The sequence below is a fragment of the Nonomuraea insulae genome, assembly GCF_042656245.1.
This window is the reverse complement of the sequence record NZ_JBHSPA010000016.1, coordinates 237,074-262,400: the sequence shown is the minus strand read 5'-3', so window position 1 is coordinate 262,400 and position 25,327 is coordinate 237,074. Positions and strand designations below refer to the sequence as shown.

The 25,327-nt window shown below is 72.1% G+C and carries 23 protein-coding genes; 9 read left to right on the top strand and 14 right to left on the bottom strand.

Annotation, left to right across the window (positions count from 1 at the left end):
• Positions 1-17: 17 nt before the first annotated feature.
• Together ACFPZ3_RS13110 and ACFPZ3_RS13105 are read right to left on the bottom strand one after the other, a co-directional pair.
• A complete protein-coding gene (locus ACFPZ3_RS13110) occupies positions 18-209 on the bottom strand; it encodes a DUF5999 family protein (protein ID WP_106237625.1) in 192 nt (63 codons plus the stop codon).
• A 203-nt stretch (positions 210-412) separates the two neighbouring features.
• A complete protein-coding gene (locus ACFPZ3_RS13105) occupies positions 413-973 on the bottom strand; it encodes a TetR family transcriptional regulator (protein WP_379514309.1) in 561 nt (186 codons plus the stop codon).
• A gap of 114 nt (positions 974-1,087) precedes the next feature.
• On the opposite strand from ACFPZ3_RS13105, the gene ACFPZ3_RS13100 reads away from it, so the two are divergent.
• Complete coding sequence (locus ACFPZ3_RS13100; RefSeq protein ID WP_379514308.1) at positions 1,088-1,486, top strand: hypothetical protein; 399 nt, start codon at positions 1,088-1,090, stop codon at positions 1,484-1,486.
• Positions 1,487-1,551: 65 nt separating this feature from the next.
• Here ACFPZ3_RS13100 and ACFPZ3_RS13095 read toward each other — a convergent pair whose 3' ends face one another.
• The 3 genes from ACFPZ3_RS13095 to ACFPZ3_RS13085 form a co-directional block, all read right to left on the bottom strand.
• Positions 1,552-2,919 carry an RNA polymerase sigma factor gene (locus ACFPZ3_RS13095; RefSeq protein WP_379514307.1) on the bottom strand — a complete coding sequence of 456 codons (1,368 nt, stop codon included), beginning with the start codon at positions 2,917-2,919 and terminating at the stop codon, positions 1,552-1,554.
• A gap of 176 nt (positions 2,920-3,095) precedes the next feature.
• Positions 3,096-3,449: a hypothetical protein gene (locus ACFPZ3_RS13090; RefSeq protein WP_379514306.1), complete on the bottom strand. Its 354-nt coding sequence runs from the start codon at positions 3,447-3,449 to the stop codon at positions 3,096-3,098.
• A 43-nt stretch (positions 3,450-3,492) separates the two neighbouring features.
• The gene (locus tag ACFPZ3_RS13085) at positions 3,493-4,641 is read right to left on the bottom strand and encodes an AMP-binding protein (RefSeq protein ID WP_379514305.1); all 1,149 of its coding nucleotides are present in this window, start codon (positions 4,639-4,641) and stop codon (positions 3,493-3,495) included.
• Between the two features lie 230 nt (positions 4,642-4,871).
• Between ACFPZ3_RS13085 and menD the strand changes: the two genes are divergently transcribed.
• Positions 4,872-6,533: a 2-succinyl-5-enolpyruvyl-6-hydroxy-3-cyclohexene-1-carboxylic-acid synthase gene (gene menD / locus ACFPZ3_RS13080; RefSeq protein ID WP_379514304.1), complete on the top strand. Its 1,662-nt coding sequence runs from the start codon at positions 4,872-4,874 to the stop codon at positions 6,531-6,533.
• A gap of 251 nt (positions 6,534-6,784) precedes the next feature.
• Here menD and ACFPZ3_RS13075 read toward each other — a convergent pair whose 3' ends face one another.
• Both ACFPZ3_RS13075 and ACFPZ3_RS13070 read right to left on the bottom strand, forming a co-directional pair.
• The gene (locus tag ACFPZ3_RS13075) at positions 6,785-7,678 is read right to left on the bottom strand and encodes a 5'-3' exonuclease (RefSeq protein ID WP_379514375.1); all 894 of its coding nucleotides are present in this window, start codon (positions 7,676-7,678) and stop codon (positions 6,785-6,787) included.
• Positions 7,679-7,709: 31 nt separating this feature from the next.
• Positions 7,710-8,924: a PP2C family protein-serine/threonine phosphatase gene (locus ACFPZ3_RS13070; protein WP_379514303.1), complete on the bottom strand. Its 1,215-nt coding sequence runs from the start codon at positions 8,922-8,924 to the stop codon at positions 7,710-7,712.
• A 129-nt stretch (positions 8,925-9,053) separates the two neighbouring features.
• Between ACFPZ3_RS13070 and ACFPZ3_RS13065 the strand changes: the two genes are divergently transcribed.
• Positions 9,054-10,163 (top strand): M24 family metallopeptidase, encoded by a 1,110-nt coding sequence (locus ACFPZ3_RS13065; RefSeq protein WP_379514302.1) that lies wholly within the window; start codon positions 9,054-9,056, stop codon positions 10,161-10,163.
• Positions 10,164-10,206: 43 nt separating this feature from the next.
• On the opposite strand, the gene ACFPZ3_RS13060 is transcribed toward ACFPZ3_RS13065, so the two are convergent.
• On the bottom strand, positions 10,207-10,794 hold the full coding sequence (locus tag ACFPZ3_RS13060; protein ID WP_379514301.1) for an HD domain-containing protein: 588 nt from the start codon (positions 10,792-10,794) through the stop codon (positions 10,207-10,209).
• Between the two features lie 42 nt (positions 10,795-10,836).
• Between ACFPZ3_RS13060 and ACFPZ3_RS13055 the strand changes: the two genes are divergently transcribed.
• The 6 genes from ACFPZ3_RS13055 (at position 10,837) to ACFPZ3_RS13030 (ending at position 18,643) form a co-directional block, all read left to right on the top strand.
• The gene (locus ACFPZ3_RS13055) at positions 10,837-11,718 is read left to right on the top strand and encodes a protein phosphatase 2C domain-containing protein (protein WP_379514300.1); all 882 of its coding nucleotides are present in this window, start codon (positions 10,837-10,839) and stop codon (positions 11,716-11,718) included.
• Between the two features lie 175 nt (positions 11,719-11,893).
• Positions 11,894-14,890, top strand: coding sequence for a helix-turn-helix transcriptional regulator (locus tag ACFPZ3_RS13050; protein WP_379514299.1), 2,997 nt, complete (start codon positions 11,894-11,896; stop codon positions 14,888-14,890).
• A gap of 124 nt (positions 14,891-15,014) precedes the next feature.
• Positions 15,015-15,881 carry a terpene synthase family protein gene (locus ACFPZ3_RS13045; RefSeq protein WP_379514298.1) on the top strand — a complete coding sequence of 289 codons (867 nt, stop codon included), beginning with the start codon at positions 15,015-15,017 and terminating at the stop codon, positions 15,879-15,881.
• Positions 15,882-16,129: 248 nt separating this feature from the next.
• Positions 16,130-16,723, top strand: coding sequence for a GTP-binding protein (locus ACFPZ3_RS13040; protein ID WP_379514297.1), 594 nt, complete (start codon positions 16,130-16,132; stop codon positions 16,721-16,723).
• 23 nt (positions 16,724-16,746) lie between these two features.
• Complete coding sequence (locus ACFPZ3_RS13035) at positions 16,747-17,223, top strand: Lrp/AsnC family transcriptional regulator (protein ID WP_379514296.1); 477 nt, start codon at positions 16,747-16,749, stop codon at positions 17,221-17,223.
• 73 nt (positions 17,224-17,296) lie between these two features.
• Positions 17,297-18,643: a glycosyltransferase 87 family protein gene (locus tag ACFPZ3_RS13030; RefSeq protein WP_379514295.1), complete on the top strand. Its 1,347-nt coding sequence runs from the start codon at positions 17,297-17,299 to the stop codon at positions 18,641-18,643.
• Here the strand turns inward: ACFPZ3_RS13030 and ACFPZ3_RS13025 are convergent.
• Genes ACFPZ3_RS13025 through ACFPZ3_RS13000 form a run of 6 tightly spaced genes read right to left on the bottom strand, consistent with a single transcriptional unit; the run spans position 18,540 to position 25,164 of the window.
• Positions 18,540-19,529, bottom strand: coding sequence for an N-acetylglucosamine kinase (locus tag ACFPZ3_RS13025; RefSeq protein WP_379514294.1), 990 nt, complete (start codon positions 19,527-19,529; stop codon positions 18,540-18,542). The genes ACFPZ3_RS13030 and ACFPZ3_RS13025 overlap by 104 nt on opposite strands.
• A gap of 7 nt (positions 19,530-19,536) precedes the next feature.
• Positions 19,537-20,799, bottom strand: coding sequence for a 6-phospho-beta-glucosidase (locus ACFPZ3_RS13020; protein WP_379514293.1), 1,263 nt, complete (start codon positions 20,797-20,799; stop codon positions 19,537-19,539).
• Positions 20,796-21,689, bottom strand: a complete 894-nt coding sequence (locus tag ACFPZ3_RS13015) for a carbohydrate ABC transporter permease (RefSeq protein ID WP_379514292.1) — start codon at positions 21,687-21,689, stop codon at positions 20,796-20,798. Before ACFPZ3_RS13015 ends, ACFPZ3_RS13020 begins: the two co-directional genes overlap by 4 nt.
• Positions 21,686-22,612 carry a carbohydrate ABC transporter permease gene (locus ACFPZ3_RS13010; RefSeq protein ID WP_379514291.1) on the bottom strand — a complete coding sequence of 309 codons (927 nt, stop codon included), beginning with the start codon at positions 22,610-22,612 and terminating at the stop codon, positions 21,686-21,688. Before ACFPZ3_RS13010 ends, ACFPZ3_RS13015 begins: the two co-directional genes overlap by 4 nt.
• A gap of 1 nt (position 22,613) precedes the next feature.
• Positions 22,614-23,945: an extracellular solute-binding protein gene (locus ACFPZ3_RS13005; RefSeq protein ID WP_379514290.1), complete on the bottom strand. Its 1,332-nt coding sequence runs from the start codon at positions 23,943-23,945 to the stop codon at positions 22,614-22,616.
• Between the two features lie 22 nt (positions 23,946-23,967).
• Complete coding sequence (locus ACFPZ3_RS13000) at positions 23,968-25,164, bottom strand: ROK family transcriptional regulator (RefSeq protein WP_379514289.1); 1,197 nt, start codon at positions 25,162-25,164, stop codon at positions 23,968-23,970.
• Positions 25,165-25,327 lie beyond the last annotated feature (163 nt).

Here is a 25,327-nt window from a genome sequence, read left to right as displayed (position 1 = left end):
GGCTCGGACTCGGACGATCAGGCCGCGCCGACGGCGGGCCGGTGCGGGGCGATGGCCGTGCCGCTGGGAAGAAGCTCCCCGGTGTCCTCGAACAGGACGACGCCGTTGCAGAGCAGGCTCCACCCCTGTTCGGGGTGGCAGGCGAGGGTGCGTGCCGCCTCGCGGTCAGGCGCCTCGGCGTCCGGACAGGCCGGGTCGTGCGGGCACATCGGCGTGCCTCCGATATCTCATGAGGATGCTCCCGTTTGGAGGGCCGGGAGCCGACTCGGGTTGTTTTGTCCTGGCAAGTGTGCGACGTGTGTCACACGTTCCGACATAGCCCGTTGGGACTGTTACAGGAGGATCCCCGGATCGTGTGACCTTCGACACAGCGTGCCTTATGCAGGATAACGGTCCAAGCGCGCCACGCGCATCACGTTTGCAAACCCTTGAGCAGAGCGTCTAGTCCGCGCTCGAAGTCCACATCGGCTCTTTCGTCCCGTCTGACCCATTCATCGACTTCGGGGTCGGCCCAGCCTGACTGCTGCACCTCGACCGCCACGCTGCCGAACACGAAGGCCCGCAGCGCGCGCACGGCCTCGGGGGCGGCGCCCAGGCCCCCGTTGGTGAGCTGGTCGGTCTGCTCTCTGATGGCGATGGCCGTGGCGCCCTTGGGCGGCTTGGTCAGGGCCAGGGCCAGCACGCCCGGGTGCTCGCGCAGCAGCTCCCTGCCCGCCCTGCACCAGCCCCTGGCCGTCTCCTGCCAGGTGGGCCCCGGCTCGACGTGCACGGTGGTGACGTGCTCGGCCAGGGCGTCCATCAGCGCCTCCTTGCCCCGTGGCAGGTGGTGGTAGATGGCCATGGCCTCCACCTGCAGGGCGTCGCCCAGCCGGCGCATGGTGAGCCGGCGCAGGCCCTGGCTGTCGGCGATGTGGAGTGCGGCCTCGATGATGCGCTCGCGGGAGAGGGGGACCGGTGGTCGCTTGGCGGGCATGGTGATCATCTTACTATGTAAAGGCGCTCGCGCCGGGCCGATTTCCGCACGTGTCGCGGGACGGCGTACCCTTGGCAGTTGAATGAGTGCCGACAGTGTGAAGGGGCCAGGTCGATGGCGTTTTTCCGTCCGCGGGTGAGCCGGGAGGCAGAGGTCCGCTACCACGCGGACCAGGAGATCTCCAAAGGCTTCCCCGACCTGATCGACAAGGCCAGGCAGGCCGAGCAGACGCTGCGCGACCTGCGGGCCGCCGCAGTCGACGACGTCGAGCTGCTGGCCGCTGGGCAGGCGTTCGACCGGGCGCTGACGGAGGCGCTGCGGGCGGCCGAGTCGGGGCAGCGGGCCACGTTCGGGGTGAAGGCCTACGACGACCGGATCGCGCGGCGCAAGGCCAAGGCGACGCCCGCCGGGGCCATGTGGACCTCTGAGGTCGACCGGCTGCGCACGCTGCGGGAGGACAACCGGATGTGGGGGATCCCCCAGGTGCCCCGCGCGGTCCCCGCCGCCGGCTGAATCACCACACAGGCGATACGCGAAGATACGCGAAGAGCCCCGGCACAGGCGCCGGGGCTCTCGTTTCAGCTCGCCCAGTCGAGCAGCGGGCGGGTGTTGCTCGGGTGGCGCAGCTTGGACAGCGACTCCTTCTCCAGCTGCCGGATCCGCTCCCGGGTCAGCCCCAGGTGCTTGCCGATCTCGTCCAGCGTGTGCGGCTTGCCGTCCACCAGGCCGAACCGCAGGGCCATGATCTTCGACTCCCGCGGCGACAGGTTGTCGAGCACGCCGCGGAGCTGGTCGCCCAGCAGCTGGCGGTCGACGATCTCCGACGCCTCGGGGGAGTCGACGTCCTCGATGAGGTCGCCGATCGTGGTCTCCCCGTCCTCACCGATCGTCGCGTTCAGCGAGATCGGCTGGCGGCTGGTCCGCAGCAGCTCCTCGATCTGGTCCGGCGTCTTGTCGAGCTCGACCGCCAGCTCCTCGGGAGTGGGCTCGCGCCCCAGGCGCTGGTGCATGTCACGCTCGATCCGCGACAGCTTGGAGAGCATCTCCAGCACGTGCACGGGCAGCCGGATCGTCCGCGCCGAGTCGGCGAAGCCACGCTGGATGGCCTGCCTGATCCACCACATGGCGTAGGTGGAGAACTTGAAGCCCTTGGTGTAGTCGAACTTCTCCACGGCCCTGATCAGGCCCAGGTTGCCCTCCTGGACGACGTCCAGCAGCGACATGCCGCGGTCGGTGTACTTCTTGGCGACCGACACCACCAGCCGGAGGTTGGCCTCCAGCATGTGGTTCTTGGCCTGCCGGCCGTCCTCGATGACCAGGTGCAGGTCATCCTGGGCGGCGGGCGTCAGGTCGGGGTGGGTCTCCAGCTTGTACTCGGCGTACAGGCCGGCCTCGATCCGCCTGGCCAGCTCCACCTCCTGTGCGGCGGTGAGCAGGGTGCGGCGGCCGATGGACTTGAGGTAGGTGTGCACCGAGTCACCCATGACGGACTGGGTGTCGTCCAGGTCGTTCGGCTCGGTGTCGGCTTCGACCTCGGCGTTGACGACGAGGTCGTCGGGCACGTCCTCCTCGTGCTCCGGCTTGGCCTCGGACGGCGTCACGGCCTTGGCCGCGCCAGAGACAGTGCCAGAGACGGTGCCGGAGGTTTTTGCCTCGGCGGCCTTGCGGCCGGTAGTCTTCGCTCGCGAGGTCTTTCCGGCGGGGGCCGTTTTCTTCGCGGTGTTCTTCTTGGGGGCGGTAGTGCTGAGAGACGGCTCGTTCTCGGCGGCCAGGCTCACGCCGGCCTCTGAGAGTTCGCGCAGGATCGTGCGGCCTTCAGAGGGGCTGATACCGGCCTTCGCGAATGCGTCACGCAGCTCCGCCAGAGATAGGTGACCCTGGTCTCTCCCTCGTTCAATCAGTTGATCGAGAGATGCGGGCTGGGTCGCCACGGCGGTTCTGGGCATGAGGACACCTCCTCCGTACGGAGTGGAAGCGATCAGGCAGGTTGTGGTGGGGCGGGTTCGCGTCCGCACGGCGCACCAGTATCAATAACGCCAATCGCCGTGTTTTGTTCCCGCACACTCATACGGGATGAAAAAGGGGCGGATCGCCCAGATGGACAACCGCCCCGGGGTGGGTCTTATTCCGTCACCTCGACCTCGTCCGAGCCCACCTCTCCCGGACTCGTCCCGAACTGTCCCGGCGTGACCTCGGGCATCGGCATGGGCTCGGCGTCTTCCATCCGCTGGTCGGTCCAGTAGTCCAGGACCTTGCTCGGATCGGGGTTGACCTCTGTGGAGACCACGATGTCGTCATCGGTGGTCTCGGGCTCCGACGGCTGACCGGACGGTGACGCCTTCTCCACCACAGCTCGGGTCTCTCTCGCGACCTGGTCGAGCTTGCCCGCCGAGGCGGCCGCCGCGACTGAGGCGCCACCGATGATGATGACGCCGACGACGGCCGCGGATGCCCACATCTTGCGGGTCTGGTCCATGAAGGCTCCCTCCCTCTCCCCACTATGACGCAGCCGCAACTCGTCAGGTTCCTGCCCTCAGCCGCACCAGATCGGTCTTGCCGTTCGGCAGCAACGGCAGCCGGGGCACCAACCGCAGGTCACGCGGGGCGGCATGAGGTGGAAGCCTATCGCGGGAGTATGCCCGCAATTGCTCAAGCGTGGGGGGTGTGTCGGGATCCGCCGGTACGACTACCGCGGTGACCGCCTCGCCCCACTCGGAGTCGGGTGTGCCGATCACGGCCACGTCGGCGACCTCGGGATGGGTGCACAGGACGGCGGTCACGGCGGCGGCCACGACCTTCTCGCCGCCGGTGTTGATGACGTCGTCGGCCCGGCCCAGCACGCGCAGCCGGCCATCGCTCAGCTCGCCCAGGTCGGAGGTGACGAACCACTCGCCGTCCAGCGGGGCGGGCGGATCGGCGAACCGGTAGCCGGCGAACAACACCGGGCCCGAGATCCTGATCAGGCCGTCCGCGCCGATTTTGAGATCTACATTGTAAAGGGGCTGGCCGTCGTACACGCAGCCGCCGCTCGTCTCGCTCATCCCGTACGTCGTCACGACCCGGGCGCCGAGGGCGACGGCCCGCTCCACCAGGCCGGGACTGGGCGCGGCGCCGCCGAGCACGATCGTCCTGAACACCGACAGGTCCGCCCCCATCTCGACCAGCCGGTGGAGCTGGGTGGGCACCAGGGAGACGTGGTGGGCCCCTGACGTCAGGACCGCGTGCGGGTCGAAGGCCGGGTGGATGATCGGCTCGCTCTCCGAGAGCAGGGCGCGTACCAGGACCTGCAGGCCGGAGACGTGGGAGACGGGCAGGCAGCACAACCAGCGCTCGCCCTTGGCGGCCTCCACGCGGCGCAGGGAGGCCGCCGCGGAGGCGCGCAGGGCGGCGGCCGAGAGCATCACGCCCTTGGGCGCGCCGGTGCTGCCGCTGGTGGCGATCACCACCGCCACGTCTCCGGGGACGCCCTCACCGTCGCTCCGGCGGGCGCCGTCGACATGGGAGGGGCGCAGCGTGGCGAGCACGGGCTCGTGGTGGCCCGGGGGCAGGGGGAGGATGGCGGGGCCGTCGCCCGCGAGCGCGTCGCGGATCGCCGTGAACAGGGCAGGTCCCGGAGGCTGCACAATGGCATGCAGCGGACGGTCCGGATGCGACGGGTTCCTCCACATGCTCGTAAGGTTAATGGCGACAGGTCGGACAGTGGCGCAGGGAGGGTCGTGACGCGTTCTCCCGTGGTCTTCCGGGTGCCGATGGGCATATGTTTCCGGAGGCGGAGCGTCAGGGAAGGGGTGTCGCCGCACGGCCCGGCGGTGCGGCAGGCCTCGGTGAATTTTCAGCATTTGTCGGCATTTGAGATTGAATCTCCCCAGTGGCTTCGCCGGATGCAGGAGGCGTCACGTTGAACCCCGCTACCGCGCTGGCCACCGTACTGGTCGACGAGCTGGTGCGATGCGGCCTGACCGACGTGGTGATAGCCCCCGGTTCGCGCTCGGCCCCGCTGGCGCTGGCGCTGCACGCCGAGTCGCGGGTGCGCCTCCACGTGCGCGTGGACGAACGCTCCGCCTCGTTCCTGGCCCTGGGCCTGGCCAAGCGCTCCGAGCGCCCGGTCGCGCTGATCTGCTCCTCCGGCACCGCCACCGCCAACTTCCACCCCGCCGTCATCGAGGCGAGCGAGTCCGGCGTGCCGCTGCTGGTGCTGACCGCCGACCGCCCGCCCGAGCTGCGCGGCACCGGCGCCAACCAGACGATCGACCAGATCAAGCTGTACGGCACCGCCACCCGCTGGTTCGCCGAGATCGGCGTGCCCGAGGACCGGCCCGGCCAGGTCGCCTACTGGCGCTCGCTGGCCTGCCGCGCCTACCAGCGTGCCGCCGGAGCGGGCAACGCCGGCCCGGTCCACCTCAACCTGGCCTTCAGGGAGCCGTTGATCCCCGACGGCGACACCACCTGGTGCGAGCCGCTCGACGGCGACGCCAACGGCCCGTGGGTGCGCGCCCGCGTCGTGCCCCCGCCGATCGCCCTGCACATCCCGCCCACCAGGCGCGGCGTGCTCGTGGTCGGCGACGGCGCCGCCAACGTGCGCCGCTACGTGGCGGCGGCCGGCATGGCGGGCTGGCCCGTGTTGTCGGAGCCCAACGGCGGCGGCCGGTACGGCGACCACGCCATCTCCTCCTACCACTACCTGCTGAGCACGCCGGAGTTCGCCGACGCGCACCGGCCCGACGTGGTGGTGACGCTGGGCCGTCCCGGGCTGTCGCGGCCGCTGCTGTCGTGGCTGAAGCGGGCAGGGGAGCACATCGTGGTGGCGCCCGACCTCGACCGCTGGCCCGACCCGACCCGTTCGGCCACGCAGGTCGCCCAGGCCGTGGAGATCCCGGTCGCCTCGGGTGACGACACCTGGCTGCACGCCTGGCGGCAGGCCGACCTGGCGGTCAGGGCGGCGACGGACGAGGTGCTCGACGTGTCGGGCACCAGCGAGCCGCGCGTGGCCAGGGACCTGGTGGACGCGCTGCCGAACGGGGCGCTGCTGTTCTGCGGCTCCTCGATGCCGATCCGCGACCTGGACCAGGCGATGCGGCCCCGGCGCGGCATCCGGCTGATGGCCAACCGGGGCGCCTCCGGCATCGACGGCCTGGTGTCCTCGGCCATGGGGGCGGCGCTGGCGCACAACGGGCCCTCATACGCGCTGATCGGCGACCTGTCGTTCCTGCACGACCAGAACGGGCTCATCCTGGGGCCCCGCGAGCCGCGGCCCGACCTGTGCCTGGTGGTGGTCAACAACGACGGGGGCGGCATCTTCTCGCTGCTGCCCCAGGCGGCGGTGCGCGACCCGTTCGAGCGGGTGTTCGGGACGCCGCACGGGGTGGACCTGGGATACGTGGCGGCGGCGACGGGGACGCCGTACACGCTGCTGGGCGACATCAGCGACCTGCCCAAGGCGCTGCGCGGGGAGGGGCCGCGGGTGGTCGAGGTGCGTACGGACCGGGAGGAGAACGTGCTCGTGCACGCCCGCCTCCGCGACGCCGCCCAGGACGCCGTGCGCGCCTTTCTCAACTCCTGACGGCCTTTGCGCGGTCCTTTTGCGCGGTGCCGCGGCCGCGATCCCGGTGGGGTCCGGTACGCGTGCCGGAGGGTGCAGCGCGTGCCTCGCCAGGCTGGCGGGCGGCAATTCAGCCTTGGCCGGGCAACGTGGGCTCGCGTTGCGGTGGCTCGCCGGTGAAGGGTCAGCGGGCGTTTCCTGGAGGGCCGTCAGCCGGAGTGCGGCGGGTGGCCGGCCACGGCACCGCGTAATGGATGGATGGGCTTTTCGCGCTATCGGGAGAGGGCGTCGAGGAGGCGGTTGAGCGGGCTGTCGAGGCCGTAGTGGTCGGCGAGGCGGACGAGTGCCTCAGAGTCGCGGGGCTTGGCGGGCAGCGTGAGGTCGGCGGGGGGTAGTGGCGCGTCCGGGGCCACCTCGACGACCGCCGGGGCGGTGCGCAGGTAGTCGCGGGCGGCGGCCAGCCGGGTGCGGCTGCCGGCCGGGAAGCCGTCGGCATCGCCCCCGTCGAGGGCTTCGAGCAGGCTCTGCAGGGAGCCGAAACGGGTGATCAGGGCGGCGGCGGTCTTGTCGCCGACGCCGGGCACGCCGGGCAGGCCGTCGCTGGGGTCGCCGCGCAGGGTGGCGAAGTCGGCGTAGGAGCGGCCGGGCACGCCGTACTTGGCCGTGACGAACGCCTCGTCCACGATCTGCAGGTTGCGGATGCCGCGGGCGGTGTAAAGGACGCGGACCGGGCGGGCGTCGTCGACGAGCTGGAACAGGTCGCGGTCGCCGGTCACGATGTCCACGGCGCCGCTCGCCTGGTGGGTGAGCGTGCCGATCACGTCGTCGGCCTCGTAGCCGGGCGACTCCAGGCAGGCGATGCCGAGGGCGTCGAGCACCTCCCGGATGACCGCGATCTGCGGCACGAGCGCCGCGGGCACCTCTTCGGTGTTGCCGTGGGCGACGCGGTGCGCCTTGTAGGTGGGGATCGCCGCCACCCGGAACGCGGGCCGCCAGTCGGCGTCCATCGTGGCCGCGAGCTCGGTGGGGGAGTGCTGGCGCACGAGGGTGGCGATCATGTCGATGAGGCCTCGTACGGCGTTGACGGGCGACCCGTCGGGAGCCTTGATCGACTCCGGGATGCCGAAGAAGGCACGGAAGTAGAGCGATGGGGTGTCCAATAGCATCAGCACGCGTCTATGGTCGCACCCCGGGCGCTCACCCGGGCTGCTCCTGCCCGAGGACGCCGATCGCGAGCAGGCAGGCGTCGTCCTCCGGGTTGGGGCCGCCGATGTCGGTGAGCAGGCGGTCGAGCCCGGCGTCGAGGTCGGCGCCGCGGAGCCGGCGGGCGGCCGTCACGGCCAGGTCGAGGCCGACGTCGATGTCCCGGGTGCGCCGCTCGACCAGTCCGTCGGTGAACATCAGCAGCAGGTCGCCGGGCAGCAGCCGGGTGGTGGCCAGCTCGTACGGGCTGCCGGAGGTGGCGCCGAGCAGCACGCCCCTGGGCTGGGCGAGCTGGCTGGCCTCGCCGTCGCGTACCAGGATGGGCGCCAGGTTGCCCGCCTGGCTCCACGCGAACACCCGGGTCTCCGGGTCGAGGTGGCCGACGATCGCGGTGGCGGTGGTGTCCTTGAGCTGGTGCATGACGAGCTCGTTGAGCCAGCCGAGCAGCCGGTTGGCGGCCTGGCCCGTCATGGACAGGCCGACGAGGGCGTGGCGGAGCTGGGCCATGCGGGAGATCGCGGGCAGGCCGTGGCCGGAGACGTCGCCGATGGCCAGCAGCAGACGGCCGTCGGGGGCGGCGGCGGCCTCGAACCAGTCGCCGCCCAGGTTCGCGGTCTTCTCGGCGGGCACGTACCGCACCGCGATCCTGGTGTGGGGCAGGTCGAGGCAGCCGGCCGGTTCGGGCAGGATGGCCTCGCGCAGGGCGAGCATCACGTGGCGTTCCTCGGCGGCCCGCTCGCGGGCCTCCAGGAGCTGGCGGCGCGACTCCGACACCATGCGTTCGGCGCGGCGGCGGCCGGTGATGTCCTGGATGACGCCGTGCATGCCGATCGTGCCGCCGGGCCCGGGCAGGGGTTCGAGCACCACGCGCAGGTCGCGCAGGTCGCCGGAGCTCGCGCCGCGCCGGATGCGGAACTCGGCCTGCACCGGCTCGACGCCCTGCACGGCCGACCACAGCAGCCGGTCGAGCACGGCCGCGTCGGCGGGCTCGACGTGCTCGGCCAGATCGGGCAGGGCGATGGGGCCCTGGCCAGGATCACGGCCGAAGATCACGTAGACCTGGTCGGACCAGATCGTCTCGTTCGTGCGCAGGTGCCACTCCGCCCAGCCCATGTTGCCGAGCCGCTGGGCATGCGCCAGGCGTACGGCGAGCATCTCGGCCTCGCTCTCGTGGCCGAGCAGCTCGGCCGCGCCTATGACGTCGACCATGGGTCTCACTCTCGACGCGGGATCTGGACAATTGGCCCCACAATACGTGATCGACCGTTAACGGTGTGTGGCGATGTCCGGCCTTGTGGTGAGACCTTTTCGCGGATTTTAGGAGAGTAGATTAGCCCTGTGACGTCCTCAGACCTGTATCCCGTGTCCCGTCTCGCCGCCGTCCAGGAGGCCACCGCCAAGGCCGGTCTCGACGCCCTGCTCCTCACTCCGAGCCCCGATCTGCGTTACGTGAGCGGCTATGACGCCAAGCCGCTCGAGCGGCTGACGTGCCTCGTGGTGCCCGCGTCGGGAGAGGCGTACATGATGGTGCCGCGGCTGGAGTTGCCCGCCGCGCAGGCGTCGCCCGCCTCGCGGCTGGGGCTGGAGTTCGTGGCGTGGGACGAGACCGACGATCCCTACGCGATCGCGGCGGCGCGGCTTGGCCGGGTGGCCAAGGTGGGATTGGCCGACCGGATGTGGGCCATGACGTCGTTGCGCTTTCGCGAGGTGCTGCCGCAGGCCGAGCAGGTGCTGGCCGGCAGTGTGCTGCGGGAGTTGCGGATGCGTAAGTCGCCCGCCGAGGCGGCGGCGCTGCGTGAGGCCGGGGAGGCCATCGACTCGGTGCACCGGCAGGTGCCGGGCTTCCTGCGGGCCGGGCGGACCGAGCGCGAGGTGGGCCGCGACATCGCCGAGGCGATCCTGGCCTCCGGGCACGCCACCGTCGACTTCGTGATCGTCGCCTCGGGCCCCAACGGCGCCAGCCCGCACCACGACGTGTCCGACCGGGTCATCCAGGCCGGGGAGCCGGTCGTGGTGGACATCGGCGGGCAGTTGCACAACGGCTACTGCTCCGACTCGACGCGCACCTACAGCGTGGGGGAGCCGCCCGCGGAGTTCGCCGCTTACTACGAGGTGCTGCGGCAGGCCCAGGACGCGGCCTGCCTGGCGGTGCGGCCGGGGGTGTCGTGCGAGTCGATCGACGCGGCGGCGCGCGAGATCATCGCCGAGGCCGGCTACGGTGACCGCTTCATCCACAGGACCGGGCACGGGATCGGGATCGAGACGCACGAGGAGCCGTACATCGTGGCCGGTAACGGCGAGGCGATGGAGGCCGGGTTCGCGTTCTCGGTGGAGCCCGGCATCTACCTGCCCGAGCGGCACGGGGCCAGGATCGAGGACATCGTGGTGTGCACGGAGAGCGGTGGCGAGCGGCTGAACGACACGCCGCGCGAGCTCGTGATCGTCTAGGTCCGGGCGACGGGCGGCTGCACGTCCTGGGCGGGACCGCCTGCTAGAGGACCTGTGAGGCGCCGGTGATCGGGTAGGCGTTCTGGAAGGCGAGCCGGGAGTCGGCGCGGTCGGCGATGCCGGTGAGCAGGTCGTCCAGCTCCATGAACACCTCCCAGCCCGGCGTCGCGCCCGCGAGCCGGTCCACGACGAGCTGCTCCAGGTCGGGTACGCGCTTGGCCTTCCACACCTTGTCGGCCAGGCTGACCAGGTGGTCTTCGAACGTCGTGCCCGCGTCGGTCCAGGAGGCGTGGGTGCGGGCGAAGCGGGCCAGGCGCTCCGGTACGCCATGGGCCAGGAGCAGGCGGTGCCCCTCGATCTCGTGTGCCGAGCCGGGGCCCGCCAGCTCTGCCGGGTGCGGGCACTTGCCGATGTCGTGGGTGGCGGCGCCGAACAGGACGGCCTCGTGGTCCACGGCGACCGCCGGGTGGCGGGTCGCTAGCCAGCCGAGCAGATCGCGGGCCGCGTCGTGGACGGCGCGCAGGTGGGCGGCCAGGCGGGGCGGCGCGTCCAGCGAGCGCAGGAGGTCGTCCGCCGCGCGGGGGAGGAGGGGCAGGGGCGGGTCGGTGAGGGCGCGGTGCAGGGTCGTCACGGTGCCACGATAGGGCGGGCCGGTTGTGGCACAGTCGATCTCATGTTCGCGGAGATCACGTACGCCACCAGGCCCGGCTCCGAACGGCCCAACGAGGACCTGGTGATCGCCGGGCCCTCGTGGATCGTCGTCCTGGACGGGGCCACGGCGGCGGCCGGGGTGGACAGCGGGTGCGTCCATGATGTCGCCTGGCTGGTGGGTCGGCTCGGCGGGGCGCTGGCGGCCGGACTGGCCGCCGATGGCGGGGCGTCGCTGGCGGAGATCCTGGAGTCGGCCATCGAGGCGACGGGGGCGGCGCATTCGGGGACCTGCGATCTGGGCAATCCGGACTCGCCGTCGGCGACCGTGGCCATGGTGCGGGCTCGGGGGCGGGTGGAGTATCTCGTGCTGGGGGATTCACCGGTGATGTTCTCGCTGGCGGGGGGCGGGGTTCGGGTGGTGCAGGACGATCGGCTGGAGCGGTTGCCGGGTGGGCGGCCGTACACGGTGGAGCTGGTGCGGCGGATGCGGAACGCGCCCGGCGGGTTCTGGGTGGCGGGCGCGCGGCCCGAGGCGGCCGGGGAGAGCGTCACCGGGGCGGTGGACGGGGTGCGGGGGGTCGGAGTGTTCACGGACGGGGTGTCCCGGCTGGTCGAGTGGTACGGGTGGAGCTGGGAGGAGGTCCTGGAGCTGCTGGAGGGCGGCGGTCCTGAGGCGGTGATCGGGGCCGTGCGGGAGCTGGAGGCGGGGCGGGGGCCGATCAGGGGGAAGCGGCACGACGACGCCACCGCCGCATGGGGGCGCGTCCGGCCCGCTCGCGACGCCAACTCGCGCGTCGGGACCGCCCTCGATTCCGACTCGCGTGTCCGGCCCGCTCGCGACTCCGACTCGCGTGGCTGTGACTACTCGCGCAGCCGGCCCGCCTGCGACGACACCCCTGGCTGAGGCCGCCCGTGCGTGTCGCCGTCGCCTGTCGCCGAACGGGATGGCGGCTTTGGGACGGGGCTGAGGCATGCGCTTTTGCGGTGCTGATGAAGTGTGCTGATTTGGGGTTCGGCCGGCGTGTATCAGACACCGGCGCCGCCACTCTGGGAATGCGAGGGCGGCGAAGGGAGTGCGCATGTTCGTCGGCAGGACGGCAGAGCTCGCCCTATTGCGCGCGGAGTTGCGCGCGGCGGGCGGGGGGCCCGCCAGGAGGGTCGCGGTCGAAGGGCCTGAGGGCATCGGAAAGACCGCGCTCATCCACCACGCGCTCGGCGGGGAGGCGGGCGCGCGGGTACTGATCGTCAGCGGGGAGGAGAGCGAGCGGGAGCTCCCGCTGGGGGTCGTACGGCAGCTCATGGAGGAAGCGGCCCTGATGGGGATCGGGGCCGGCACGGGGGCGAGGGGGAGAGACGCGGACGGGCCGCCGTCAGGGGAGACGGACGAACGGCGGCCCGCCTGCGCGCTCGATGTCGCGATGGGTGAGCCGGATCCGTGGGCGGCCGGGCAGGCGGTCTGTGACCTGCTCGGCCGGTGGACCGGGCCTGGGGTGCTGGTGGTGGTCGTGGACGACGCGCAGTGGGTGGACAGGCCGTCGTCACGTGCGCTGGGGTACGCGCTGCGCCGGGTGCGGGCGGGCCGGGTGCTCGTCGTGGTCGCCTGCCGTGACCTCGCCGACCCGTGGTTGCCCGAGGGGCTGCGGCGGGTGCTCACCGGCGACGACGCGCTCCACGTCACGCTCGGCGGCCTGAGCGCCGCCGACCTGGCCGAACTGGCAGCCGACCCCGCGCCGGCCGCCCGCCGGCCGGACGCCGCCCTGGAGGTGCTCCGGGCGGACGCGGCCCTGGCCGCCCGCCGGACACACGTGGGAGCGGACGCGTGGCGGGGAGATGCGTGGCGGGGGGACACGTGGCCAGGGGACGCGTGGCCGGGGGATACGTGGCGGGGGGACGCGGTCTTGGCGGACGGGCTGGGGGCGGGTCCGGGTTCGGGTCCAGACCTGGGCTCGGGCTTGGGTCCAGACTTGGGTTCGGGCTTGGGTTCGGGTCGGGGTTCGGGTCGGGGTTCGGGTTCGGGGCTCGGGGAGGTGGGTGCCGGGCGGTTGTGTGAGCACACGCTGGGCAATCCGCTGCACGCCCGTGCCCTGCTGGCCACCCTGCCGCAGGCGGTGCTGGACGACTGCGGGGTGCGGTTGCCGGCGCCGAGCACGTACCGGCGGCCCTTCGCGCGCCGGCTGCGCGCGTGCGCGCCCGTCACCCGCCGGCTGGTCGCGGCGTGCGCCGTGCTGGGCGGAAGGTGCCCGCTGCACGTGGCCGCGGCGATCGCCGGCGGGATCGATGAGCCGCTGAACGCTCTGGAGGAGGCCGTGGAAGCCGGGCTGCTGCGCGAGCTGCCCGGGCGTCTGGTCGACTTTCCCGAGCCGCTGGCGCGGGCCGCCGCCTATGACGGGATCGGGGCGGGCGCCAGGGCGCGGCTGCATCTGGAGGCCGCGCGGCTGACGGAGGACGCCGGTGACGGGCTGCGGCATCGGGCCGCCGCGGCGGGCGGTCCTGACGAGATGCTGGCCGAGGAGCTGGTCAGCTTCGCCGTCAAGGCCGCGCAACACGGGCTGTGGCAGGAGGCCGCCGCCCATCTCGACCTGGCCGCCGGGCTCACCGAGTCGGCGGCGCGCCGCGACGAGCTGCGTACGGCCGTACTGGAACACGTCCTCATCGGGGGCGATGTGCTCCGTGCTGCCGAGCTCGCAGAAGCGCGCAACGCCGACCCGCGTCCGGTGCGCCGGTACGTGCTGGGACGGCTCGCGCTGGCCTCCGGGCGCTTCGACGAGGCGTCCGAGTTGCTGGCCGAGGCGTGGCGGCAGGCCGAACCCGGATTCGCCGCCGACGTGGCGGAGCAGCTGGCCTGGCTGCGTCTGGTCACGGGGGACCGGGAGGCGGCGGCGACCTGGGCTCGCCTGGCGCTCGAACAGCCCATCCAGGGCGCGGTCGCCAGGCCCTACGACGTGCTGGCGCTGGGAGGGGCACCCGGCGCCGGCACCCCTCCCGACAGCCTCGCCGCCGCTGTGACCCACCTGGCACGGGGCGAGGCGGGTCCGGCGTGCGTGATCCTCAAGCGTGCCGCGGCCGCCGCGCGGAGGGCCGGGCTGCCGCATCACCGGCTGCTGGCCACCGCGCTGCTGGCCGTGGCCGAGCACGCCCTGGCCCGCTGGGACGAGGCCGCGCGCCGCGCGGAGGGCGCTCTGGCCGAGGCGGCGGCGCTGGGGCAGCGCTGGTTGCTGCCGTGCCTGGAGGTGGCGTGTGTGGCGCCGCTGGCGGCCAGGGGTGAGCACGTACGGGCCCGCGCTCACGCCACGGCCGCCGGGGCCGCCGCGCGGCGGATGCGGCACACGATGGGGGAGCGGCAGGCGAGCCTGGCCATGGCGCTGCTCGGGGCCCAGGACGCCCTGGGAGGCTGTGGGGGCGAGGTGTTCGTGCCCGACCCGCGCCCCGCCAGGATCGAGGCGCTGGTGGCCGATGGGCGGCCGGGGGAGGCGGAGCGGGAGCTGGCCGCGTACGACGAGGGCGGGTCGCGCTCGGCCGGCGGGCCGCGGCGGGAGGCTGAGCGGCTGAGGCTGGGCGCTCTGCTGATGGCCGCAAGGAACGTTCCAACGCAGGCCGAGGAGGGCTTCGGGCAGGCGCTCGCCCTGGTGGGGTCGGGTGTGTGCCCGCTGGAGGAGGCCCGCGTGCTGCTGGACCTCGGCAGGTTGCTGCGCCGCACCGGTCGGCGCAGGGTCGCGGCCGAGCGGCTCGGCGCGGCGCGCGCGATCTTCGAGCGGCTGGGGGCGCGCCCGCTGGTGGAGCGGTGCGCGCACGAGATGGAGGCGTGCGGGCTGGAGCCACCGGCCACGGTCCGGCTCGGGCTCACGCCGCAGGAGCTCAGCACGGCCACGCTCGTGGCCGGCGGCCTGACGAACCGGCAGATCGCCAGGGAACTGCTGATCAGCGTCAAGACCGTCGAGTACCACATCGGCAAGATCTACACCAAGCTCGGGATCGGCTCCCGGGTGGCGTTGGCCGCCAAACTCACCGCCCAGGGCCCGGCCGACCTGGTGGTCAGGCGTCCTGAGGTGTCGGTTTCGGGCATCGGAGCGGGCTGATCGGCCACGCAGCTGATACCTTGATCGGAAGCGCGCGATCATGAAACAATTCTCCAACAGGTGTATATCCGGGGTATTGGGGGGTCGTCGCCCATGATCCGCGAGCCGATCGAGCGGCCCTAGGATGCCGGACGACGAGCTGGACGCGGCGTTCGAGCTCGGCAGGACATGCGCGCTGGCCGCCGAATGCGGCAGGGATCTGCAGCAGTGCGCCCAGATGTACATGGGGTTGTTCCCTGTCGCCGCCTTCGGCACCGAGTTCCTCAACGGCCTGACCCTCACCACGGCCTTCAGCGCCCCCTGGGCGGGCGCCGACCGGCTGAAGGTGGTCAACAGGGCCTCCCTGTGGGTCATGGCCGTGGAGCGGCTCGTCGATCACACGGCGACCAGCCGCGAGCAGGTCAACCGCCTGACCCGCGAGTGCCTGTCCGTCGCCGAGGGGGCGGTGCCGCGTACGGCGCTGACCCGGTTCCTGGCGGATCTGCGCGACGAGCTGGCGACGGTCGGGGAGTTCGAGGGGTTGCGGCGGATCTGGCGCGACCAGCTCGCCGACATGCTGGTGGGCATGACCAGGGCCTGGGTGTGGCGGGAGACGCACGCGGTGCCCACGCTGGCCCGGTACGTGGACAACGCCGACTGCCGCGGCTCCTGCTTCGTGGACCTCTCGCACTGGATCTACGCCTCCGACGACTGGGCGAAGGCGCACCTGGAGGAGTTGCGCGCCGTCAGCAGGCAGGTGCAGCGTTACCTGCACGTGCTGGGTGACTTCGCCTCCTACCGCAGGGACATGAGCTGGGGCGATCTGAACGTGCTGGCGCTGGGCGCGGACCGTACCGAGGTGACGGACGTGATGACGGAGCTGGCGAGTGAGGCCGAACACCTGATCGAGCGGGTCCGCCGTCACAGCCCCCGCACCGCCTCCTACCTGCGCAGACAGATGGGATTCAGTTCGGGTTTCACCGGCGTTTCGGGCTATCAGCGGGCTCCGTAACGGGCTCGTCTGAATTCATGACAGACAAACTTGACTCTGTGCATGTTAGACGGGCGAATAACGGGGCTTCAGAAGACAAAACGTGACATTTTGTTTCTTGTAAAACTTTGCGGCTTGAGTGGAAAATGTGGCGTTGCTAGGGTGTCTCGATGCCAGGCAAGTGGATCGGCCGCACCTTGACAGGTACCACTGACCACGGCACCTCAGGGGCGGGGCCCACGCGCGGGAAAATGTACGGGCGGTGCTGGATGGAATTCGGTGTCACGGACCGCTGGCGGCTGCCGACAGCGATCAAGATTTTGGTCGCGGGGGGATTCGGCGCGGGCAAGACCACCATGGTCGGCGCCGTGTCGGAGACTCGGCCGCTGCACACGGAAGAAGCTCTCACCCAGAGGGGAACCCACGTCGACGACCTATCGGGTGTTGAGCGCAAGCACACCACCACCGTGGCCATGGACTTCGGCCGCATCACGATCCGTAACGACTACATGCTCTATCTGTTCGGCACCCCGGGCCAGGACCGGTTCTTCTTCGTGTGGGACGAGCTGGCCATGGGCGCGCTGGGCGCCGTGGTGCTGGCCGACACCCGCCGCCTGGACGACTGCTTCCCGGCCGTCGACTACTTCGAGAAGCGCGGCCAGCCGTTCGTGGTGGCCCTGAACTGCTTCGAGGGCACCACGCCCTTCACGGTCGGCGAGGTGCGCTCGGCGCTCGGCCTGGAGCCGGACATCCCCATCGTGCGCTGCGACGCCCGCCGCCGCGACTCGGGCAGGGAGGTGCTCATCACGCTGGTCGAGCACGCGATGCGCAGGGGCGCCAGCCCGGTCGGGACCATGTCGTGACCATCACCGGCTACCTTTGACCGATGGAGGAGATCGACCGCCGGATCGTCACGCTGCTGGCCAGCGACGGCCGCATGAGCTTCACCGACCTGGCCAGGGAGACCGGGCTCTCGGTCTCAGCGGTGCACCAGCGCGTACGCCGCCTGGAGAAGCGGGGGGTCGTGCGCGGATACGCCGCGATCATCGACCACGACGCGGTGGGGCTGCCGCTGACCGCGTTCGTGTCGATCAAGCCGATCGACCCGGCCGCGCCCGACGACGCCCCCGAGCGGCTGGCCCACCTGACGGCCATCGAGGCGTGCCACAGTGTGGCCGGTGACGAGAGCTACATCCTCAAGGTGCGGGTGGTCTCGCCGGTCGGCCTGGAGGACCTGTTGCAGCAGATCCGCGCCTCGGCCAACGTCTCGACCCGCACCACGGTCGTCCTCAGCACCCCCTTCGAGCACCGCGCCCCCGAGCTGGCCGGCGAAGTGACCTCCGACTCCGACGGCCCCGCCTGACACTCCTTACGAAGTGCGGACGCATACGTCCGCGACGGCCTGCGAGCAGGGCGCCGGTGCCACGCTGCACCACATGAACCGCCGCACCACCCTCACCGCCGCGCTGCTCGCCGCGCTGACGGCCGTCCTCGCCGCGATCTTCCACGCGGCCCCGGCCGGCCTGCCCTGGTGGTACGCCGCCGCCTGGGCCCTGTTCGCGGCCGCCGTGTGGGCGCTGCGCGGCGTGCCGGGCGCGGCGGCCGGGCCGCTGGTGCTGGCGGGCGGCCTGGCCCTGATCGTCACCGGGCTGCTCGGCCCGCCCGCCACCAGCACCGACTCCTTCCGGTACGCCTGGGACGGCCGCGTCCAGTCGGCCGGTCTGTCCCCCTACGACCACGCCCCGGCGGACCCGGCCCTGGCCGCCCTGCGCGACCCCTGGCTGTTCCCCGGCTGCTCCGAGGGCCACTTCTACCCGATCGAGGACGGGTGCACGCGGATCAACCGGCCCAGCGTGCACACCATCTACCCGCCGCTGGCCGAGGCGTACTTCCTGCTGGTGGACCGGCTCTCCCCGGACGGCGCCCGGCACAAGCCGCTGCAGGTCGCGGGCGCGCTGCTGGCGGCGGGGCTGCTGGTCGTGCTGCGGCGGCGCGACGCCCGGCTCGCGGCGTTGTGGGCGTGGTGCCCGGCCGTGCCCATGGAGGCGGTCAACAACGCGCACGTGGACCTGCTCGCGGCGGCGGCCGTGGTGCTCGCGCTGCTGTACGGAAGGGGGACGTGGTTCGGGGTGGCGGTCGCGGTCAAGCTCGTGCCCGCGGTGGCCCTGCCGGGCGCTCTGTCCGGGGCACTGGCCGGGTCGCTGTCCGGCGGGCGGGCGGCGCGCCGCGCGTTGCGGACGCTCGTGCCCGCCGTGCTGGTCGTGGCCGCCGCCTACCTGCCGTACGTGCTCGCGTCCCGCTCCTCCGTGCTCGGCTACCTGTTCGGGTACGTGAGCGAGGAGGGCTACGACGAGGCCGGGGCCCGCGAGCGGTACGCGGTGCTACGCCTGCTCCTGCCCGACTCCTGGGCCCTGCCCGCCGTGCTGGTGGCGATGGCGGCCCTGCTGCTCCACGTCCTGCGTCGCGGCGACCCCGAACGCCCGCAGCGCGGCGCCCTGCTGCTGACCGGCGGGGCGTTCCTGCTGCTCACCCCCGGCTACTCCTGGTACGCGCTGCTGGTCGTGGCCCTGGCCGCCCTCGACGGCCGCTGGGAGTGGCTCGGCGTGGCCCTGGCGGGCGCGGCGGCGTACCTGGTGCCCGGGGCCGCCACGCCGGCGTACACGCTGGCCGCGGCGGCGGTCATCGCGGGCGCCCTTCTGCGCGCTCGTAGTGCGCGCGCAGGCGGGCCTCCGCGGACTCCGCGGCGCCCAGCCGATCCAGTCCCAGCAACGCCGCGCCCATGATCGGCGGCACGTCCGCCACCACGACCCCGGCCCGCGGCGCCCGCACCGCGAACTCCGCCTCCAGCAGCGCCGTCATCAGCGGATCGCGGGCGGTCAGCAACCCGCCGCCCAGCACCACCTCCGCCGGCGTCTCCAGCAGGCCGAGCCGCCGCAGGCACACCTGCGCCAGCACCGCCACCTCCTCCGCCTGCCGCTCGACCAGCGCCACGGCCACCGCGTCCCCGTCGCCGGCGGCGGCCAGCACGAAGGGCGCCATCTCGTGCAGGCGTTCCTCGGCCACCCGCCCGACGTGCAGGCCGACCACCAGCTCCTCGACCGTCGAGGTGCCGAAGTGGGAGGTGAGCAGGCCGGTCAGCGCGGTCGGCGCGCCCCGGCCGTCCTCCGCGCGCACGGCGTGCCACAGCGCCTCCTCGCCCAGGCCCTGACCGCCGCCCCAGTCGCCGCTGATCCGTCCCAGGGCGGGGAAGCGGGCCACCGCGCCGGTGGGGGAGACGCCGACCGCGTTGATGCCCGCCCCGCACACCACCGCCACCCCCCAGGGCGCCGACGCGCCCGCCCGCAGCAGCGCGAACGTGTCGTTGCGCACGACCACGTCCGAGCCGAACCCCCGCGCGGCGAACTCCCCGGCCAGCGCCTCCTCCTCGGCGGGCAGATCCGCCCCCGCCAGGCACGCCGACACGTGGTCGAAGCGGTCCCAGGAGCCCAGCGCCGCCGCCACGACGGCGACCGCCGCCGCCACCCCGTCCCGCTGCGGCGCGAACCCACCCGAACGGCCCGTCGCCAGGACCTCCCCGTGCTCCGACACCACCGCCACGTCGGTCTTGCTGTTGCCGCCGTCCACGGCCAGCACGAGGCGCCCCATCAGCCCGCCGTCCACGGCCGGCACGACGCGCTCATCGGCCCGCCGCCCATGGCAGGTGCGCCCGGTTGGCCTCCAGCAGCAGCCCCGTCAGCTCCTCGGCGCTCTCGTCCTGCCCGATGAGCGGATGGGCGAGCAGCGCGTCCCGCACCCGGTCGGCGCCGCCGTGCAGGGCCGCCTCCAGGGCCAGGCTCTCGTACGCCGACACGTGCGCGATCAGCCCCGCGTACAGCGGCTCCAGGGGCGGCACCGGCAGCGGCACGGCCCCGGACGCCGTGACGGCCGCGGGCACCTCGATCACCGCCTCCTCGCCGAGGAACGGCAGCGTGCCGCCGTTGCGCACGTTCACCACCTGAGTGTCGCCCCGGTCGCCGAGCAGCGAGGCGATCAGCGCCACGGCCGCCTCCGAGTAGAACGCCCCGCCCCGCTGGGACAGCAGGTCCGGCTTGGTCACCACGGACGGGTCGGCGTACAGCTCCAGCAGCCGCCCCTCCATCGCCGCCACCTCGGCCGCCCGCGACGGCTTCGTGCGCTGCTCGCGCACCACCGCGTCGTGGGCGTAGAAGTAACGCAGGTAGTAGGAGGGGACCACGCCGAGCCGCCTCAGCAGCTCGGGCCGCAGGCCCAGGCTCTCGGCCAGCTCGGGGGCGTGATCGCGCAGGAGCGCGGGCAGCACGTCCTGGCCGTCCAGGTGTACCGCCCGCTCCCAGGTCAGGTGGTTGAGCCCGGCGTGGCCGAGCGAGATGCGCGCCGGATCGGCGCCCAGGAGGGCCGCGAAGCGGCGCTGGAAGCCGATCGCCACGTTGCACAGCCCGATCGCGCGGTGCCCGGCGTCGAGCAGCGCCCTGGTGACGATGCCGACCGGGTTCGTGAAGTCCACGATCCACGCCTCGGGGGCGATCGAGCGTACCGCCGAGGCGATCTCCAGCACGACCGGCACCGTGCGCAGCGCCTTGGCCAGCCCGCCCGCGCCCGTCGTCTCCTGCCCCACGCACCCGCACCGCAGGGGCAGCGTCTCGTCCACGTCGCGGGCCGCCTGCCCGCCCACCCTGAGCTGGAACAACACCGCCCGCGCCCCCTCCGCCCCCTCCGCGACCGAGGAGGTGGCCAGCACGCGCGCCGGGTGCCCGGCGTGCGCCAGCATGCGCCGCGACACCCCCGCCACCAGCTCCAGCCGCGCGGGGTCCGGGTCGATCAGCGCGAGCTCCGTGACGGGCAGCTCCTCGCGCAGCCGCGCGATCCCGTCCACCAGCTCCGGCGTGTACGTCGAGCCGCCCCCGACCACCGCGATCCTCAACCTTTCACTCCCGTCAACGTCACGCCCTCGATGAACACCCGCTGGGCGAAGAAGAACACGATGATCACGGGTGCGGTGACCAGCAGGGTGGCCGCCATGGTGAGGTTCCACTGCACGCTGTGGAACGCCTTGAACGTGGCCAGGCCGAGCGACAGCGTCAGGTTCTGCTGCTCGACTCCGGCGTACAGCAGCGGCCCGTAGTAGTCGTTCCAGCAGTAGAAGAACTGGAACAGGGCCACGGCCGCGACCGCCGGGCGCGCCATCGGCAGGACGACCTTGAGCAGCGTCCGCAGGTCGGAGCAGCCGTCCACCTTGGCCGCGTCGATGTAGTCGCGCGGGATCGTGAGGAGGAACTGCCGCAGCAGGAAGATCGAGAACGCGTCGCCGAGCACCAGCGGCAGGATCAGCGGCCACAGGCTGTCGGTCAGCCCCAGCCGCGCCCACACCAGGTAGATCGGCACCGCGACGACCTGCGGCGGCAGCATCATGGTGGTGACCACCAGCAGGAACGCCGCCCGCCGCCCCCGGAAGCGGAAGCGGGCCAGCGCGTAGGCCACCGGCACCGACGACACCACGGTGAACAGCGTGCCGAGCGCCGCGTACATGAGCGTGTTGCCCGCCCACCTGAGCAGCATCGACTTCTCGAACACCGCCGCGAAGTTCTCCCAGCTCCAGGAGCGCGGCCACAGGTCGCTGGTCAGCGCCTGCTGGTCGGTCATCAGCGCGGTCAGCGCGATGAACCCGATCGGCGCCAGGAACATCAGCGCCAGCGCGATGGCCAGCGCGTGCGTGGCCACCCACACCAGCGCCCGCCGTCTGCGCGCCCTGGTCCCGTCGTGCCGCGTCCCCCGCGCCAGGGCCGGCCGCGGCGCGATGATCGTGGCGCTCATGAGTCCTCCTCGGCCCGGCGGAACTGCCGCAGCAGGATCACCGTGAAGATCATCGACGTGGCGAACAGGAGCAGCGCGAGGACGCACGCGTACCCCATGGAGTAGTCGCGGAAGCCGGCCTGGAAGAGCCACTGCGGCAGGGTGAGCAGTGACTCGTCCGGGTAGCCGGGGCTGAAGGAGCTGCCGGGCGAGTCGGTCTCGCCCGAGGCCACCCGGGAGGCGATCATCGCCTGGGTGAAGTACTGCAGGGCGTAGATGACGTTCGTGACCAGGGAGAACATCAGCACGGGCGCGATCATCGGGAGCGTGACGCTGCGGAACTGCCGCCATGGGCCCGCGCCGTCGATGGCCGCGGCCTCGTACAGGTGCCTGGGTACGTCCAGCAGCGCCGCCATGAAGATCACCGCGAGCTGGCCGCAGCTCCACAACGACAGCAGTGTCAGGCTCGGCTTCGACCAGTCCGGGTCGCCGAACCAGTCCGGCCCGTTGATTCCGAACAGCGCCAGGAACTGGTTCCACGGGCCTGTGGACGGGTTCAGCAGGAACACGAACGTGATCGTGCCCGCCGCCGCCGGCACCAGCGAAGGCAGGTAGAAGATCGTCCGGAACAGCCCGGTCCCCGCCTTGAGCCTGATCACGAGCTGGGCCAGCGCCAGCGAGAACAGCACCGTGGCCGGGACCATGATGAGCACCAGCCACAACGTGTTGCCCGCCGAGGTGGCCACCCTGGGGTCCTGGAGCAGGTAGCGGTAGTTGTCCAGGCCGATGAACTCCAGGGTGTACATGTCGTAGCGGTGGAAGGAGAAGTACACCGTGGACAGCAGCGGATAGACGAAGAAGATCGACACGCCGACGATCCACGGCGACAGCCAGACGAGGGCGCGCACGCCCTCGCGGCGCCGCCACAGGGGTACGGAGGCCACCTCAGCCTCCGGAGAGCTTCAGCTTGTCGTTGATCAGCTTGTCCACGCCCTTCAGCCCGGCGTCCAGGTCCGGCGCGTCGCCCTTCTCCCACTTGGTGAGGAAGGCCGCGAACGCCTCCTGGTTGAAGACGCTGTTGACACTGGCGGGCAGGGTCGAGGTCTTCGGGTGGGCGAAGATGTCGAGGAACGTCGCGAAGTTCGCGTCCTTGGCGAGCTCGGGAGACTGCATCGACGCCTTCGTCGTGGGGACGTTGCGCAGGGCGTTCGACAGGGTCACCAGGGAGCCGGTGTCCATGGCCAGGTGCTTGACGAGCTCCCACGCCTGCTGCGGGTGCTTGGCCCCCTTGGGCACGCCGATCACGGTCCCGGCGGTGAAGCCGCTGCCGTACAGCTCGGGGCGGTCGTCGGCGACCGGCAGGGGAGCGGTGCCGTAGCCGAGGGCCTTCGCCTCGCCGGCGATCATGGCGTTGCGCCATTCGCCGTCGAGGATCATGGCGACCTTGCCCCGGTAGAAGGGATGCTCGGCGCTCCACTCGTCGCCCAGGCTCTTGCGGAAGCGCTCCAGCTTGTCGTGGCCGTACCAGTCGATGAGCTCCTTCTGCCAGGTCAGGAGCTTCTTCCAGGCGGGGTCGGAGCCGATGGCGGAGGTTCCGTCGTCGTTGTACCACTTCGCGCCGGTCATGGGGCCGAGATGGCTGGGGCTGTTCTCGTAGTACTGCACGCTCGGGATGAAGCCGGCCACCTTGATCTCGCCGTCGGCGTCCCGGACCGTGAGCTTCTTGGCCAGCGCCGTCAGCTCGCTCAGCGTCTTGGGCGGCCCGCTGCCCTTCATCAGGGCCTTGTTGTAGTAGAGGCCGTACGCGTCGGCCAGCAGCGGCAGCGTGCACTGCCTGCCCTCGAAGGCCGAGTAGGAACGTGCCACCGCCGGCAGCACCGACAGGTCCACGCCGTCCTGCCGGATCACCGGCGTCAGGTCCTGGAAAGATCCAGACTTGCACCATTGGCCGACGTTGTCGGTGGTGAACGAGACCGCCACGTCAGGCGCCCGGCCGCCGCGGACGGCCTGGGTGATCTGGTCGTCCTGCACGCCCTTGACGGCTTTGACGGTGATCTGCGGGAATTTCTGGTTGAAGCCGGCGATGGCGTCCTCGAACGCCTTGACCTCGGCGTCGGTGGAGAAGCCGTGCCACAGCTCCAGCGTGGCGGGCGGGAGGGATTGAACGGCGGATCCTGAGGGTTGTGGCCGGGAGCCGAGCGACGGCCCGGCCTCCCGGTTCGCGGTACACGCGGTCAGCGCCAGCGCGGCGGCGACCGCCAGGGGGAGGTAACGCACGGGGGGTGCCTCCTGCCATCGATCAAGACGGAACGGTGGAGCCGAAGACCTCGTCGCGGACGGCGGCGAGGGCGAGGTCGAGGGCGCCGGCCAGCACCGGGTTGCCCTCGACGCTGGACAGGCGGACTTGAGGTTGGGGGATGGTGAGCGCGTGCAACTCGTGTTCGACCAGCTCGCGCAGGGTGTCGCCGCCCGACAGCACGACGCCGCCGGTCAGCACGATCAGCTCGGGGTCCACGACGGAGGTGATGGCGGCCAGGCCCACGGCCAGGCGGGCGGCGACGTCACGCAGTCCCGCCATGGCGTCGTCGGCCTTCTGGCCCCGGCCCGCCGCCGACCGCACGGCGGTGGCGACGGCCTGGCGGAAGTCGGTGCCGCGCACACCGTACGAACGCAGCAGTTTCAGCACGGCGGGCCCGCCGGTCAGCGCCTGGAAGCCGTGGTTGGCGTAGCGGCCGGCCTCACGGGCCGTCGGCGCGCCAGGAGCCGGCATGTAGCCCACCTCGCCCGCGCCTCCGGTGGCGCCCCGGTGCATCCGCCCGCCCAGCACCATGGCCGAGCCGATGCCCTCGTCGGCCCACAGCAGCACGAAGTCGCTGTGGCCGCGCGCCGCGCCATGCGCCTGCTCGGCCACCGCGACCAGGTTGACGTTGTTCTCCACGTCCACCGGCACGCCGAGCCCGGCGCTGAGCGTGCCCACCAGGTCGGGCAGCTGCCAGCCTGGCACGTCCTTGGCGGCGGCGTACCCGAGCCTGCCGGTGGCCGGGTCGATCGCGGCCTGCACGCCGATCACGACCCGGCGCGGCTTGACGGGCGGGTCCGTGCCGAGCAGCGCCGCGTTGAGCCGGTCGATCAGCTCGCCGTGGGGCCGGCGCGGGGTGGGCAGCGTGTGCTCGCCGACGATTGTGCCGGTGATGTCGGCGACCCTGGCCTCGATGCGGTCGGGGGTGACGTCGAGGGCGCCCACGTACGCGGCGGCGGGGTTGATCCGGTAGACCTCCGCCGTACGCCCCGGCAGGCCTCCCCTGACGCCGTCCAGCACGACCAGCCCCGCCTGCTGGAGCCGGGACAGGAGCTGGGACGCCGTGGGCTTGGACAGCCCCGTGAGCGTGCCGATCTGGGGGCGGGTCAGGGGACCCCGGTCGAGGAGAACCCGCAGGGCGGCGCGATCATTGATGGCGCGTAGCAGACTGGGGGTCCCAGGAACCGGTCCGCTCACTGCCACTCCTAGTGTTAGTAAAGTTTCCTAACTTTGGAAATGACGATAAAAAGCCCGCGGGCGGCGGTCAAGGGGCGAGACCAAGACGTGACCGTACGCGGGAAGGAGGAAAGTGGTGGGGGTGCCTCTACAGGCGTGCTAATGTCGTCGTTTGTCGCAACAA

Excerpts from the sequence above, each read along its gene's own strand:
- ACFPZ3_RS13110 (WP_106237625.1), bottom strand. The coding sequence starts at position 209 with ATGTGCCCGCACGACCCGGCCTGTCCGGACGCCGAGGCGCCTGACCGC.
- ACFPZ3_RS13105 (WP_379514309.1), bottom strand. The coding sequence starts at position 973 with ATGCCCGCCAAGCGACCACCGGTCCCCCTCTCCCGCGAGCGCATCATC.
- ACFPZ3_RS13100 (WP_379514308.1), top strand. The coding sequence starts at position 1,088 with ATGGCGTTTTTCCGTCCGCGGGTGAGCCGGGAGGCAGAGGTCCGCTAC.
- ACFPZ3_RS13095 (WP_379514307.1), bottom strand. The coding sequence starts at position 2,919 with ATGCCCAGAACCGCCGTGGCGACCCAGCCCGCATCTCTCGATCAACTG.
- ACFPZ3_RS13090 (WP_379514306.1), bottom strand. The coding sequence starts at position 3,449 with ATGGACCAGACCCGCAAGATGTGGGCATCCGCGGCCGTCGTCGGCGTC.
- ACFPZ3_RS13085 (WP_379514305.1), bottom strand. The coding sequence starts at position 4,641 with ATGTGGAGGAACCCGTCGCATCCGGACCGTCCGCTGCATGCCATTGTG.
- ACFPZ3_RS13075 (WP_379514375.1), bottom strand. The coding sequence starts at position 7,678 with ATGCTATTGGACACCCCATCGCTCTACTTCCGTGCCTTCTTCGGCATC.
- ACFPZ3_RS13070 (WP_379514303.1), bottom strand. The coding sequence starts at position 8,924 with ATGGTCGACGTCATAGGCGCGGCCGAGCTGCTCGGCCACGAGAGCGAG.
- ACFPZ3_RS13055 (WP_379514300.1), top strand. The coding sequence starts at position 10,837 with ATGTTCGCGGAGATCACGTACGCCACCAGGCCCGGCTCCGAACGGCCC.
- ACFPZ3_RS13050 (WP_379514299.1), top strand. The coding sequence starts at position 11,894 with ATGTTCGTCGGCAGGACGGCAGAGCTCGCCCTATTGCGCGCGGAGTTG.
- ACFPZ3_RS13045 (WP_379514298.1), top strand. The coding sequence starts at position 15,015 with ATGCCGGACGACGAGCTGGACGCGGCGTTCGAGCTCGGCAGGACATGC.
- ACFPZ3_RS13040 (WP_379514297.1), top strand. The coding sequence starts at position 16,130 with ATGGAATTCGGTGTCACGGACCGCTGGCGGCTGCCGACAGCGATCAAG.
- ACFPZ3_RS13035 (WP_379514296.1), top strand. The coding sequence starts at position 16,747 with ATGGAGGAGATCGACCGCCGGATCGTCACGCTGCTGGCCAGCGACGGC.
- ACFPZ3_RS13030 (WP_379514295.1), top strand. The coding sequence starts at position 17,297 with ATGAACCGCCGCACCACCCTCACCGCCGCGCTGCTCGCCGCGCTGACG.
- ACFPZ3_RS13015 (WP_379514292.1), bottom strand. The coding sequence starts at position 21,689 with ATGAGCGCCACGATCATCGCGCCGCGGCCGGCCCTGGCGCGGGGGACG.